The organism is Flavobacterium artemisiae (assembly GCF_042678225.1).
Lineage (GTDB): Bacteria > Bacteroidota > Bacteroidia > Flavobacteriales > Flavobacteriaceae > Flavobacterium > Flavobacterium artemisiae.
This window is the reverse complement of record NZ_JBHUDZ010000002.1, coordinates 272,292-285,896: the sequence shown is the minus strand read 5'-3', so window position 1 is coordinate 285,896 and position 13,605 is coordinate 272,292. Positions and strand designations below refer to the sequence as shown.

General features: G+C 29.8%; 11 protein-coding genes. 9 read left to right on the top strand and 2 right to left on the bottom strand.

Translation table 11 applies throughout. The features are described from left to right. Positions 1–4 precede the first annotated feature (4 nt). Positions 5–1,027, bottom strand: a complete 1,023-nt coding sequence (gene lpxK, locus ACFSC2_RS03175; protein ID WP_379816167.1) for a tetraacyldisaccharide 4'-kinase — start codon at positions 1,025–1,027, stop codon at positions 5–7. Positions 1,028–1,442: 415 nt separating this feature from the next. Between lpxK and ACFSC2_RS03170 the strand changes: the two genes are divergently transcribed. The 7 genes from ACFSC2_RS03170 to ACFSC2_RS03140 all read left to right on the top strand — a co-directional run bounded on the left by ACFSC2_RS03170 (position 1,443) and on the right by ACFSC2_RS03140 (position 11,306). Next, positions 1,443–1,604, top strand: a complete 162-nt coding sequence (locus tag ACFSC2_RS03170; protein WP_379816166.1) for a hypothetical protein — start codon at positions 1,443–1,445, stop codon at positions 1,602–1,604. Between the two features lie 122 nt (positions 1,605–1,726). Further along, positions 1,727–4,213 (top strand): erythromycin esterase family protein, encoded by a 2,487-nt coding sequence (locus ACFSC2_RS03165; RefSeq protein WP_379816165.1) that lies wholly within the window; start codon positions 1,727–1,729, stop codon positions 4,211–4,213. Next, on the top strand, positions 4,200–5,396 hold the full coding sequence (locus ACFSC2_RS03160; protein WP_379816164.1) for a lanthionine synthetase LanC family protein: 1,197 nt from the start codon (positions 4,200–4,202) through the stop codon (positions 5,394–5,396). The genes ACFSC2_RS03165 and ACFSC2_RS03160 overlap by 14 nt, the downstream gene beginning before the upstream one ends. A 69-nt stretch (positions 5,397–5,465) precedes the next feature. After that, entirely contained in the window at positions 5,466–8,345 is a 2,880-nt protein-coding gene (locus ACFSC2_RS03155) for a lantibiotic dehydratase (RefSeq protein WP_379816163.1), read from the top strand. Positions 8,346–8,397: 52 nt separating this feature from the next. Then, on the top strand, positions 8,398–9,492 hold the full coding sequence (locus ACFSC2_RS03150; protein WP_379816162.1) for a Nif3-like dinuclear metal center hexameric protein: 1,095 nt from the start codon (positions 8,398–8,400) through the stop codon (positions 9,490–9,492). Positions 9,493–9,495: 3 nt separating this feature from the next. After that, the gene (locus ACFSC2_RS03145) at positions 9,496–10,275 is read left to right on the top strand and encodes a zinc ribbon domain-containing protein (RefSeq protein ID WP_379816161.1); all 780 of its coding nucleotides are present in this window, start codon (positions 9,496–9,498) and stop codon (positions 10,273–10,275) included. 167 nt (positions 10,276–10,442) lie between these two features. Continuing rightward, positions 10,443–11,306 carry an alpha/beta fold hydrolase gene (locus ACFSC2_RS03140; RefSeq protein ID WP_379816160.1) on the top strand — a complete coding sequence of 288 codons (864 nt, stop codon included), beginning with the start codon at positions 10,443–10,445 and terminating at the stop codon, positions 11,304–11,306. 38 nt (positions 11,307–11,344) lie between these two features. On the opposite strand, the gene ACFSC2_RS03135 is transcribed toward ACFSC2_RS03140, so the two are convergent. Then, positions 11,345–12,022 (bottom strand): ArsR/SmtB family transcription factor, encoded by a 678-nt coding sequence (locus ACFSC2_RS03135; RefSeq protein WP_379816159.1) that lies wholly within the window; start codon positions 12,020–12,022, stop codon positions 11,345–11,347. A 77-nt stretch (positions 12,023–12,099) separates the two neighbouring features. On the opposite strand from ACFSC2_RS03135, the gene ACFSC2_RS03130 reads away from it, so the two are divergent. Both ACFSC2_RS03130 and ACFSC2_RS03125 read left to right on the top strand, forming a co-directional pair. Then, a complete protein-coding gene (locus ACFSC2_RS03130; protein WP_379816158.1) occupies positions 12,100–13,245 on the top strand; it encodes a cytochrome P450 in 1,146 nt (381 codons plus the stop codon). 8 nt (positions 13,246–13,253) lie between these two features. Further along, the gene (locus ACFSC2_RS03125) at positions 13,254–13,601 is read left to right on the top strand and encodes an antibiotic biosynthesis monooxygenase family protein (protein WP_379816157.1); all 348 of its coding nucleotides are present in this window, start codon (positions 13,254–13,256) and stop codon (positions 13,599–13,601) included. The last annotated feature ends 4 nt before the right edge of the window (positions 13,602–13,605 follow it).

Sequence of the window (13,605 nt, the reverse complement as noted above, 5' to 3'; positions counted from 1 at the left end):
CACGTTAAGATTCTAAGCTTTTTTTGACATATTCCAAAATTGTCGCGTCAAAATTTTGCTGGTGATTGATGAAAGAACTTTTTATTGGTAAATAATACAACTGAGAAATTAATTTTGAATCTTTTAGTCTTACGTAATCTTTTTCGGTTGTAATTATTTTTTTTCCGTTTGCTTTATTTTGAATAGTTTCTAAATCGGCATCAGAAAAATGATGATGATCAGGAAAAGTCAAGCATTCATCGTTTTCATTTTTTAAATAATCAAAAAATGGTTTTGGCTTTGCAATTCCAGCCAAAAGGATTTTAGATTCTGATTTAATTTCGCTTACTGAAATTTTTTCAGCTGCTCCATAAATCACTTCATCGTAATTTATAAAAGTAAAAAAGATTTGTTGTGAACAACTTAACTTAAGTTTCAATCTAATTTTAGCTTGTTGTTCTTCCGTCAAATTATTTGGACATTTTGTAACAACAACAATATTAGCTCTTTCTGCCCCGCTCCTGCTTTCTCGTAAATTTCCTGTTGGAAGCATAAAATCATCAGCATATAGATCATCGTAAGATGTCAGTAAAATATAAAAGCCTGCTTTTACTTTTCTGTGTTGATAAGCGTCGTCCAGCAAAATAATTTCAGGTTTTTCGTTTTGCGAAAGTAATTGCGTTATTCCATTCGTCCGATTAGCATCAACTGCAACCATCACATTTGGAAATTTTTGATAAAACTGAAATGGCTCATCACCCAAAATTTCGGCATTAGCATTTTCATCAGCCAAAACAAAACCATCAGACTTTCTTTTGTACCCACGACTTAAAGTGGCAATTTTATATTTATCAGACAATAAACGAATCAAGTATTCAATTTGGGGTGTTTTCCCAGTTCCGCCTACGCTTAGATTTCCCACTGCAATTACAGGAAGATCAAATGAAGTTGATTTTAAAAATCCATTATCAAAAAGAAAATTACGGATTGAAGTAATGAATCCGTACAAAACGGCGAAAGGAAAGAGTATTTTTCGAAGTATGTTCATAAGTTTACGAAATTACAAAACATTCTTTATCTATTTTAAACATTTCTTTCTGAAACATTCATCTAAATTCAAAAAAACTTTTTGAGCTAATTAACAAGAAATAATTATAATAAATGAATTATGAGAAAAAAGGCTTTCCAAAAGTGGTAGGTTTAGCCTTACTTTGAATATAAAGATCTAATAGTTGTTTTTTATTCTTAAAAATAAATTTTTTAACAAAAAACAACAGCAATTACTACATATTTAATAAAAATCAAAAAAAACAGAAAAAAAATACTGCAAAATAATTTTTTAATGTGCTATTTTTAGAACGAATTTTCTTTAACTAATTTAATGCCTCCAAGTGCACGTGGTGAAGTTTTACTAGCAAGAAATCAAAAATAACCTAACATTATTAACATCTAAAAAATTAAAGATGAAAAAATTAAAATTAGAAAATTTAAAAGTTAAAACACTTACTAAAGAAGAACAAAAAAAAGTTAATGGTGGTCAGGAGCAAGAACAATTCTTATCAATAGGAACTACTTGCAGTCTTAGAAATTCTTGTGAAAGAGTTTGCGGACCTCTAATTGCATAATTAAAACATTTATGTTTTGATTTAAATTAAATAAAGGCTGTCTTTTATAGATAGCCTTTAGCTTTTATTTTATTAAAAGCTAAATTCAATAGAACTCCGATTAGAAAATCCCCAATAATACCATGAAATTCCTTTTTACTTTATTCTTCAGCTTACTTATTAATTTTAGTTTTTCACAAAAAAAAATATCTGGTGAATTTTCCGAAATCAATAAAAATGATTATTCTTTCTTAGATCCGAAAATTAAAACCAATAAAATAATATTACTGGGAGAGCAATCTCATGGGGATGGTGCTACTTTTGATGAAAAAGTAGAACTTATAAAATACCTGCACGAAAAACAGAACTACAACATGATTGTTTTTGAAAGCGGTTTATATGATCAGTATAAAGCATATGAGGAATATTCTAAGAAAAAAACTCTAATTTCTATATTTGATCAAAGCATTTTAGACATATGGTCAGACACAAAATCTTTTCAAAATTTACTTTCATATATTGACCAAAGAGCAAAACAAAAAGATACTATAAAAATTTTAGGATTTGACAATCAGGAAGGTTTACTTTTTTCAAATCATTATATGAATGACTTAATAAAACTTCTTGAAAACAGAAAAATTGAAATTCCTAAAAATAGTTTAACAAGAATAGAGAAAGCTTTTGTATACAGAGACTTAGCAAATATTGCTTCAAACAAAAAAGATTCTTTAGAATTATATCAGGATTACGATTTGATTTTAAATTCGCTACAAAAAATTAACAATCCCACTTTTCACGAAAAAATTATAACGCAAGTTTTTGCCAGCAAAATTTCTGATGCTGGTTTTGATATTATGCAATTACAAAAACAAAAAATTGCAGTTCAAAATCCAAGAGATGAACAGATGGCGAAAAATTTGATTTTTTTATCCCAAATGTATCCAAACCAGAAAATGATCTGCTGGGGAGCTTCTTATCATTTCTCAAAAAACATTAACGAAACAGAATATACTGAAGTAACCGAAGATTATCTACAGCAACAATCTAAATTAGAATTAAAATCTACTGGTTTTACAGATTATATTCCTGGAAGTGGAGCAAAACTTCTTGAAGGTGCTTTACCTATGGGAGGGATACTAAAAAACTATTTTAAAGATCAGATTTACAGTATTGCCTTTTCTTCTTATGAGGGAAAATATGGATTGGTAGAAGGAAAAATTTTACCTATTATTTCACCTCCTAAAAACAGTATTGAGGAACAACTTGTAGCCGAAGGACACTACAAAACTTTTGTAGAATTTGACAAAAAAGATACTAATTCCTTTTACTGTTCGGCATTTGGCAATATTCCTATAAAAGCCAAATGGAACAGTATTTTTGATGGAATACTATTCGTCAAAAAATCATATCAGCCTGAAACACGAACGTTTGAGAAAGAAAGATTATCTGAGAATCAAAAAGATGTTTTTATTCTAACTGGAAAAATTCATGATTCTAAAAACAGCCGGGCAATTGCTAATTCAGATATTTCTATTTTAAAAACAAATAAAAGCATTCTTGCTAACAAAGATGGATTATTTCGTCTGGTTATTGAAAAAGAAGATTTTGATAAAAAAATTGTCACAGCTGCTTTCGGATATATTTCAGATACTATTTCTGTACAAAAATTAATTGATAGTAATCGTCAAAATATCAAAATCAGACTAAAACAATTTTATTTCAATGGAATTAATTTGGATGAAGTTGTAGTGAATTCAAATTTAAAAGCATTATCTGCTGAAGAGATTCTTGCCAAAGTCCAAAACAATCTTGCACTTAATTATTATACAGAACCATACAATCAAACTTTTTATTATCGAAATGAGATCATTAAAAAAGATGAAATTATTTCGCATGATGAATCTGTTATTGCAACCTATAATGCCTCAGGAATGAAAGGCATCAACAATCCTGATGAAAAAATGTTTGGAGAGATATTACAGACTAGGGAAGTTGTCAAAAATTTATCAAAAAACAAATTCAGCGGTATAAATACTTTTGCTTTTCTTTTTGATCGCGATCTTATTCTTAGCAAGTCAAATGTTTTGTACAAACCTGGATCTTACACACTTAAAAAAGAAGGCATTGTAATTTATAATGATCAAAAAGTTTATAAAATAAGTTTTAATAATAATTCGCCAGATACTTATTCTACAGGTTATGGATATCCAGCTCCAAAAAAATCATCTGGTTTTTTATATATCGACACACAAACATTTGCTGTCTTAAAATATGAACACTGTGTAGCGAGAGAAGCTTTTGAGATTAAAAACCAAGCTGATAAAACAGCGCAGATGAATCACAAAATTATTATTACTTATAAATTAACAGAAGGAAAATATTACATAAAATATTTATATGTGATTGACAAGTCTATTATTACTTCAACAAAAGACAATTCTTTTTTATATGACACCTACAACGTTAGTAATTTAATGTCTAATGAAATCAAAACTGTAAACATTCAAAAAATAAATCGTCCTCTTTTAAAAATCAATCTGAACAATACTGTAGACGAAAATTTAGAATACTGGAAAACCAATAGTTTTATTTTACCTGACGAAAAAATTATTTTTGATGGATGTAACTAACAATATATTACAGCAAAATCGAATGGATATTATTATTTCGAATATTGAACCACAAATATGGAACTCAGTAGCTTCAGAAAAGAGAATTGGAGTTCTTGACGGCCTTTCTGGAATTGCATTATTCTATCATTATTTGATACAAATTGAACCTAGTGAAGAATACCAAAATAAATTATTTTCAATAATTGACCAAATTAGCGACCTAATTTCAGAAGAAGTATATAATTCGTCTTTGTGCTCTGGAATGGCAGGTTACGGGTGGGTTTTATCAAAAATAAAAAATCAGAATATCGAAATTGAAGATGAATATTTTGAAGCATTAGATGATATATTAGAAGAGGCATTACGAGAAGAAAGTGAAAAAAACTATTATGATTTTTTGCATGGAGCTCTTGGCATTGCTTTGTATTTTATCGAACGATATAGGGATAAGAAAGAAGAAAAAATAAAACGTATTCTATTAGAGTTTTCAAATACTTTAACAGACAAAATAAACCAGAATCCAGAAAGTGTATTTTTGAGTAATTCAGAAAATCCAAATCAAAAATGTATTTATTTTGGTTTGGCACATGGTCTGTCTGGAACGCTTAATTTCTTAATTTTTTTACAAAAAAATTTATATCATGAAAACCAAAATACTGATTCTGCTATAATTAAAACAATAGATTTCATGAACCTCTATAAAATATATGATGAAGAATCTAAACAATTTTATCCAAGTCAAGTTCTTATAAATGATTCTAATATTGTTAAGGCACGTTTAGGCTGGTGCCAGGGTGACTTAGGAATCGTAAATGCAATTTTTAATTCGGGTATTTTTTTAAATGACGAAAAACTAAAAAAAGATGCCGATATTTTATTAAAAACGACCACTAAAATAAACGTAGAAGAATCTTTGGTTAACGATTTTGCTCTGTGTCATGGTTCTTCTGGGATAATTTTACAATATTATATGACAGCAAAAAAAACAAATCTTTCTTTGTCTTTTCCAGAAACTACATCAATTTGGTTTGAAAACCTTAAAAAACAAACTAAAAATCACACTGAATTTAAGTCATTCTTTATCGATAAATATATAAATGAAACAAATATTTTAAATGGCTCGGCTGGTTTAGCACTAACCTTTTTAACTGTCGAAAATCAGATTTCATATGATTGGACCGAATGTTTAAATTTATATTAAAACTAAAATTTTATTATAAAAGCATTCTGTCTTACTGTTTTTTTTAATTGCCACTTTAAAATTTAAAAAATGAAATTCTTTAATAAAATTGTAAAAAGAGTAGTCTCATTTCCTGTTGAATCATATGACGAAAACAGAAATACTATTTCGAATTTCTTTTCGAAAAACAACTTGTTTCAGCTTTCAATTTTATTTGCATCCCGAAGCCTTTACAATGATGTAAAAAAAAACAAACTTGAAAAAACAAATTTGTCATTAAAAAAATACTTTTCAAGAGCCCATTTTAACCCAATTCCTTTTGGACTTTTTACCAGTATTGGAACGACAGAATGGAGCGATATTACTTCACTCTCAAAATCAAAAACACTCGAGGTAAAAACAGAATTTGATAATTTTTATATTACAGAAAAAACAGCCCTTTTAGAAAACCAGCAATGGAAAGAACATAACTATTTCACTAATCCGTCTCTATATTTTTTAAATCCAGAAAAAATAAGTTTTTACAAATCTCAAAAACTTCCGATTGGTTCTTATGAAACAAAATATGTTGAAATAGATTACGATGAAGATATTCAATGGCTGATGGATAGATTTGAAAATGGCGCCAGCATTGAAGCAGTTACAGATGACTTACTGAAAAATGATTTTTCAATACAGGAAATAGATGATTTTTTATTGGAAATAATTCAAGCAGGACTTATAATCTCTGAAACGACTTTTTATCCGTACAGTAAAACAATTTACAATCATCCAGATTTTTCTAAACTCGTAAACAAAAACATACATGAGTTAAAGAATGAAAGTGATATTGCTCAATTTTCTAATTCATATCTTGAAGAACAGGATTCGTTTTTATCAGACAAAGAGATTCAGAGTGCACATTCCCATTCTATTACATTGTTTGAAAAAGAGAATGATTTTCTAAGTTCTGAAATACAGGAACAATTACTTAAGTATGTAAAATTTAATTATAATTACAATAACAGCCATACTCCGATTACCAATGCAATACTTGAATTTGGCAATAAATTTTATCACAGTTATAGCGATGGCTTTATTCCGTTAAGCAAAGTTTTTAATCCGTATTCAGGACTAAAATATTCTAGTATTAAATTAAAAACAGAAAGTAGAATTCATTCTGATATAATGACCAAAATTCTCGCTGCAGATTCCAGAGATCTGCATCTCCAGAATACAAAAGAAATTGAATTTAATAGAAATCAGCTTCCAGCAACATTTAATGTTGTATTTGAATTACTAAACTGCAAAAAAACTGGAAAAGAAATTGTTTATTGCAAATCTGTTACTGGTACTTCTGCCATTAATTTATTATCGCGTTTTAATCATGTTTCCGAATCTATCTGTCAGGATATTGCGCATTTTGAAAAAGAAATCTATGCTGGAAAAATTATTGCCGAGTTAAATGTGATTGCTAGACCGAGAGCTTTAAACATTGTTTCTTCACATCAGTATTATGATTATAACATTCCAATAAACACCGTTCATTCAAAAAATTCGAACCCGATTTTATTGTCCGACATTTATATGAGATTTAATGGATCTCGTTTTATTCTAGTTTCAAAAAAACATCAAAAAGAAGTCATTCCGAGAGTAACTTCATCTATCAATAATGCCCTTTCAGATTCAGAAGCATATCGTTTTCTGGCAGATTTACAGTCTCAAAATAATGAAATTCATCATATAAACTTCAATTTAAATTATTATAAAAACGTTTTAATTCAGTATGTGCCGAGAATTTATCTGGAAAATCATATTTTACTCTACCCAGCTCAGATGCTGCTAATAAATGATAATTATACTATTGAGGAATTTAAAAAGAAAGTACTTAAAAGTATCGAAAAAAATAATTTCAGTAAAAAGGTATCATTAACCGATACCAAAGGAGATATCATTATTGATATTGAAAATGACGAGCAATTAAAAATTTTATTCTCCAAATTTAAAACAACAAATACAATTTATGTTTCAGAATGTTTGTATGAATCATTTCTTCCTGCTGTTTCGCTTGACAAAAAACACTATGCACATGAATTTGCAGCCAGCATTAAAAATACAGATTTTATAAATACACAATCTTCTTTTATAATTCCAGAAAACGATTCTTCGATCCCTCAAAACATTCCGATAGTTTCCAATTGGCTTTACTTTAATTTACAATGTAATATTTATGCACAGAATGATCTTCTTACAATTATTGATGATACTATTCTTTCTCAAAAAAGTATAGAAAAATTCTTCTATGTAAGATATGATTATCCTGAAAATCATTTACGAGTTCGGTTCCAAACAGAATCACAAGAAGTAAAAAATTATATTATAAAAAAAATACATGAATTAAAGTTGCGAAACATAATTCTCAACTATACCATTTTACCATATGAACAAGAAATGTATCGATATGGTGGAAATGAATTAATACAGCTAACTGAACAAATATTTTATTTGGACAGTCTTGATACCATCACAAATAGTATTAAAACAGATCAAGATAACAACGAAATCATTTGCAACTCTATATTTAAAATTAAAGAGTTCTTCCAATTTTTCGATTTTCAGCTAGATGAAATGATTCGTTTCTGTGAAAACAATATCGAACAATTTTCAAATGAATTTGTTTTATCTGCTGATTTGAAAAAAGAGCTTAATAAAAAATTTGCCGAAGTAAAAAATTACTTAGATGAATCTAGTGCCGTAAACTTTCTTGATTTTCCAAATTTAAAAACAGAAGTCGGCAATGTTTTGAGCAAAAGCAATTTAGTAAAATCAAATTACATCGCCGATCTTATTCATATGAGTATGAATAGACTTTACAATAATGATCAACGTTTTCAAGAATTCAAAAGCTATTATTTTGCAAAATTATATTTTAACAAACTAAAATTTACTCAAAAAAATAATTACGATAAAAGCGTTCACATCTTCAATTGAAATAGTACAAAAAATCAATTACTTTTGTTTTTATCTAAATTTTTAAATGAAAATGAAAATAAAACAAATCATATCAGTTCTCGAAGAAATGGCACCTCTCGCATACGCCGAAGATTTTGACAATGTTGGTCTTTTAGTCGGAGATCCTGAAACTGAAAGCACAGGTGTTTTGGTTTGCCACGATGCTCTGGAAAATGTAATTGACGAAGCTGTTTTTAAAAACTGCAATCTGGTGGTTTGTTTTCACCCTATTTTATTTTCTGGAATTAAAAAAATCACGGGTAAAAATTATGTGGAACGCGCTATTTTAAAAGCAATTAAAAATGATATTGCCATTTATGCCGTTCATACCGCGCTTGATAATCATTCGCAAGGCGTCAATAAAATTTTCTGCGATGCTTTAGGATTGATTAATACCAAAGTTTTAATTCCTAAAAATAATTTCATTCAAAAATTAGTCACTTTTACAGTTCCAGATAATGCGGATAAAGTACGAAATGCAATGTTTGAAGCTGGAGCCGGAACAATTGGAAATTACGATAACTGCAGTTTTAATACACAAGGATTTTTTACTTTTCAGGGAAATGAAGACAGCAATCCGGTAATTGGAGAAAAAGGAAAACTGCATACGGGTGAAGAAATCAAGATTGAAGTTGTTTTCGAAAAACATCTTCAATCCCGAATTTTAAAAGCGCTTTTTGCCAATCATATCTACGAAGAAGTGGCTTATGAAATCTATAATTTAGAAAATCAACACCAGAATATCGGCTTAGGAATGATTGGCGAATTTGAAGTTGAAATGGATGAAAAAGATTTTTTACATTTTGTAAAAGAAAAAATGATCGCTGACGGAATTCGTCATTCTGAATTTTTAGGAAAGAAAATCAAAAAAGTTGCTGTCTTAGGAGGGTCTGGAAGTTTTGCTATAAGAAACGCAATTCAGGCTGGAGCTGATGCATTTTTGACTGCAGATTTGAAGTATCATCAGTTTTATGAGGCTGAAAATAAGTTACTTTTGGCAGATATTGGTCATTTTGAGAGCGAACGCTATACAAAAAATTATATTGTTGATTATCTTCGAAAAAAAATTCTTAATTTTGCAATCATTTTATCGGAAGAAAATACAAATCCAGTTAAGTACTTATAAAATATGACGAATACGAAAGAATTAAGTGTTGAGGACAAGTTAAGAGCAATATACGATTTACAGCTTATTGACTCTAGAATTGACGAAATCAGAAACGTTAGAGGAGAACTTCCTTTAGAGGTTGAAGATTTAGAAGATGAAGTTGCAGGTTTAAGCACTCGTTCAGAGAAACTGAAAGGTGAACTTGAAGTGATTGAGGAGCAAATCAAAGCAAAGAAAATTGCTATTGAAGAGCATAAAGAGGTTATCAAAAAGTACACAAAACAACAAGAATCAGTACGTAACAACAGAGAATTTAATTCTTTGACAAAAGAAGTTGAGTTTCAAGAATTAGAAATTCAATTGGCTGAAAAGCAAATCAAAGAAATGAAAGCTTCTATCGAGCACAAAAAAGAAGTTATTTCTAACTTAAAAGAAAAACTTGATGCTAAAAGCTCTCATTTAAAACATAAAAAATCTGAATTAGACGCTATCATGGCAGAAACTCAGAAAGAAGAAACTTTCTTGACTGAAAAATCTGCTGAATATGCTGCACAAATCGAAGACAGATTATTAGCTGCTTACAACAGAATCAGAACTAGTGTTCGTAATGGTTTAGCTGTAGTTTCTATCGAAAGAGGAGCTTCTGCTGGATCTTTCTTTACAATTCCACCACAAACTCAGGTTGAAATTGCTTCAAGAAAGAAAATCATCACTGATGAGCACTCTGGAAGAATCTTAGTTGATACGCAATTAGCTGAAGAAGAAAAAGAAAAAATGGAACAATTGTTCGCAAAATTCTAAATATCAAGTCCCGATTAAATCGGGACTTTTTTTTGCTTTTTTTTGTCACAAATTACACGAATTTTCACTAATTTAAATTTGTCTATAATTAAGGAGAATAAAAAATTCGTGCAAATTCGTGTAATTCGTGGCAGACCTTTTTTTACCTTTAGAAAAAAAATTAAGTTTTGAAAATTAAAAAAGGAATTCGTTTTATTACATTAAAATCGGTTGGGTCTTACATTAACTTTTTGAGTTATGTGCGTCCGCAAAAAGCTGTAGAACTTTCTTATGCCCTTTTTAGTCAGCCTCGAATTGGGAGATTACAAAAAGAAGAACTTCCAAAAGTTTTAAGAAATACTGAAACAGAAACCTTTAACCATAACGAACATCATTTTCAAACTTATATCTGGAAAGGAAACGAAACTAAAATCCTTTTAGTTCATGGGTGGGAAAGCAATTCTTCACGCTGGAAAAAAACCTTACCTCATCTTCAAAAATCGGGAAGTACGATTATTGCTCTTGACGCGCCCGCACACGGACAAAGCAGCGGAAAAGAATTCAACGTGCCGCTTTATGCAGAATTCATCAACAAAGCAGTAGAAAAATATCAGCCGGAAATTATTATCGGGCATTCTATTGGCGGTGCTGCCTGCGTATATCATCAATATTTATTTCCGAATACCAGTATCAATAAAATGGTAATTCTTGGCGCCCCGTCAGATTTAAAAGTTTTAATTGATAATTATGTTTCGATGCTGAGTTTAAACACCAAAATGTTTTCATTACTTGAAAGCCGATTTTTGACACATTTTAATTTTAAACTAGAAGATTTTTCAGGTCAAAAATTTGCATCCACTATTAATATTCCTGGACTTGTTGCGCACGATACTTCTGATAAAATTGTGGCTTTCGCCGAAGGAAAAAAAATCGCCAGTAATTGGATAAACAGTCAGTTTATTGAAACTAGTGGATTAGGACACGGCATGCATGATGATGAACTTTATGATAAAGTAATTGAGTTTCTTTTTTCTTCTGAAGGCACGAAGTAACCGAGGAACAAAGTTCCAAAGACTTTCTCGCTATAACTTTAAACTACTATTTTAAAAAGTCGGAATAATTCCTTTTCGCCTTTTCCTGTAATTTGGACAGCTCTAGAATCTTTTGTTTTTCGCAGCCAACCTTCGCTAATCATTTTAGTTAATAATGATGCCCCAACAGAACCTGCAATGTGATTTTTTCTTTCGCTCCAATCTAAACAGGGTTTTAAGAATAATCGTTTTTGTTTTTTGAGATCTTCCAATTCTATTCCGAAATCGGCAAACCACTTTATTCCTTCATGGCTTATCTCAAATTTATTATTTGAATCTATTATTATTTTTTGCTGTAGGAGGCTTTCGGCTACAGCCACACCAATTTTTCCTGCCAAATGATCATAGCAGGTTCGGCAATGTTTTATGGGAGAATGTTTTTCTGTTTTTTCTTTTTGAAGCGTTTTTGGCGGAATCAAACTTCCTAAAGCTTCAATCGCATACGCAACTTCTTTGTTAGCAAAACGATAATATTTATGACGGCCTTGCTTTTCTACCACAAGTAAACCGGCATCCAAAAGTTTTGCCAAATGCATACTCATATTTTGTGCCGATGTATTTACTACAATTGAGAGTTCTGTTGCTGTAAAAGCCTTTCCATCAAGCAATGTCCACATAATAAGGGCTCTGGTCGGATCACCTATTAAAGATGCTGTTTTTATAAATTGATCTTCCATTTTACTCAATATATAGTTAAATCTAAACTGAAGTGTTGCGATGTAAAGTTAAATAACTTTGCTAAAAATAATAGATCATGACAACCTTATTTCTGCAATCTGAAATTAAAAATCCCTATCCTTTTTATGAGAAAATGACAGTAGAAAATCCAATTTATTGGGATGAAACCAATAAAATCTGGGCCGTTTATTCTTATGAACATTGTGTCGAAGTTTTAAAAAACGAAAATGCTCATATTCCTCAACTTCCTTTCAATCCAAATCTTAATCATTATGCCTTGGAAATCATTTCTAATTTGGCTCGATTATCAAATGGCGTTCAACATCAAATTGCTAAAGAAACGGCTAATATTCTTTTTTCATATATGAAAACCATTGGTGTAGATTCTATTTTAAAAGAATTGATTGACAACGAAATCAGTCAAAATCAAATAAACTGGGTTGATTCGGTTTGTAAAAAACTACCCGTTCTAACTGTTTTAAAAAGTTTTGATTTTGATACTCAAGATTCGATTTTTATTAGTGAAAAAATTTCATCATTTGTAAAAATAATGTCTCCGAATAAAACACTTGAAGAAACTATTTTATTAAATGAAATTGCAGAAAAAATCTATACCATCACATCCAAACATATTTCAAAACTCCCGTTTTATGAAAGTTTACTAAGTCAGATCTCGACGTCGCAAAATATTTCATTAGAAAAAACATTATCGATTTGTACAGTCAATTTAATTGGATTATTTATTCAGAGTTATGATGCTTGCAGAGGACTTTTGAGCAATGCATTATTACAGATTATTTCGAAAGAAACACTTTTTAAAGATAAAAATTGGATTCAAAAAATGATTGTTGAAACTTTACGTTTTGATCCGCCTATTCATAACACCAGAAGAATTGCTAATATTGATATTCAGCTTAATAATATTACAATTAAAAAAGACGATTCTATTTTAGTTGTTCTTGCGGGAGCGAATCGTGATTCAAAAAAATTTGAAAATGCAATTGATTTTGATTTCGAAAGAGAGAATAATTCTGAACATCTGACTTTTGGAATCGGCGGTCATATGTGTCTGGCAAAATATTTTTCTGTACAACTTACCACAAACGTTTTGTATTATTTATTGAAGCATTTTAAAATTAGTATTTTAGAAAACGAAATAGAATATGAACCGATGATAAATGCAAGATCACCAAAAGCAATTTATATTTCACTTTATAATTAAACCAAAAGATGATAGCAGTAATTTTTGAAGTCATTCCGAACGAAGGAAAAAAAGAAGAATATTTGGATATTGCAGCCAATTTAAAACCCGAATTAAGTCATATTGACGGATTTATTTCAATAGAAAGATTTCAGAGTTTAGCTGATCCCAGCAAAATTTTGTCTTTGTCTTTTTGGAGAGATGAAGAGAGCATTCAAAAATGGCGAAATCTCGAAATGCATCGCCACGCACAGCAAAAAGGACGAAATGAAATTTTTAAAGATTATCACTTAAGAATTGCAAACGTAGTTCGCGATTATGGAATGTTTGAACGAAAAGAAACTCCAGAAGACAGTTCCAAATTTCATCAGAGATAAATCT

Excerpts from the sequence above, each read along its gene's own strand:
- ACFSC2_RS03145 (WP_379816161.1), top strand. The coding sequence starts at position 9,496 with ATGACGAATACGAAAGAATTAAGTGTTGAGGACAAGTTAAGAGCAATA.
- ACFSC2_RS03170 (WP_379816166.1), top strand. The coding sequence starts at position 1,443 with ATGAAAAAATTAAAATTAGAAAATTTAAAAGTTAAAACACTTACTAAA.
- lpxK (WP_379816167.1), bottom strand. The coding sequence starts at position 1,027 with ATGAACATACTTCGAAAAATACTCTTTCCTTTCGCCGTTTTGTACGGA.
- ACFSC2_RS03155 (WP_379816163.1), top strand. The coding sequence starts at position 5,466 with ATGAAATTCTTTAATAAAATTGTAAAAAGAGTAGTCTCATTTCCTGTT.
- ACFSC2_RS03125 (WP_379816157.1), top strand. The coding sequence starts at position 13,254 with ATGATAGCAGTAATTTTTGAAGTCATTCCGAACGAAGGAAAAAAAGAA.
- ACFSC2_RS03160 (WP_379816164.1), top strand. The coding sequence starts at position 4,200 with ATGGATGTAACTAACAATATATTACAGCAAAATCGAATGGATATTATT.
- ACFSC2_RS03135 (WP_379816159.1), bottom strand. The coding sequence starts at position 12,022 with ATGGAAGATCAATTTATAAAAACAGCATCTTTAATAGGTGATCCGACC.
- ACFSC2_RS03150 (WP_379816162.1), top strand. The coding sequence starts at position 8,398 with ATGAAAATAAAACAAATCATATCAGTTCTCGAAGAAATGGCACCTCTC.
- ACFSC2_RS03165 (WP_379816165.1), top strand. The coding sequence starts at position 1,727 with ATGAAATTCCTTTTTACTTTATTCTTCAGCTTACTTATTAATTTTAGT.
- ACFSC2_RS03130 (WP_379816158.1), top strand. The coding sequence starts at position 12,100 with ATGACAACCTTATTTCTGCAATCTGAAATTAAAAATCCCTATCCTTTT.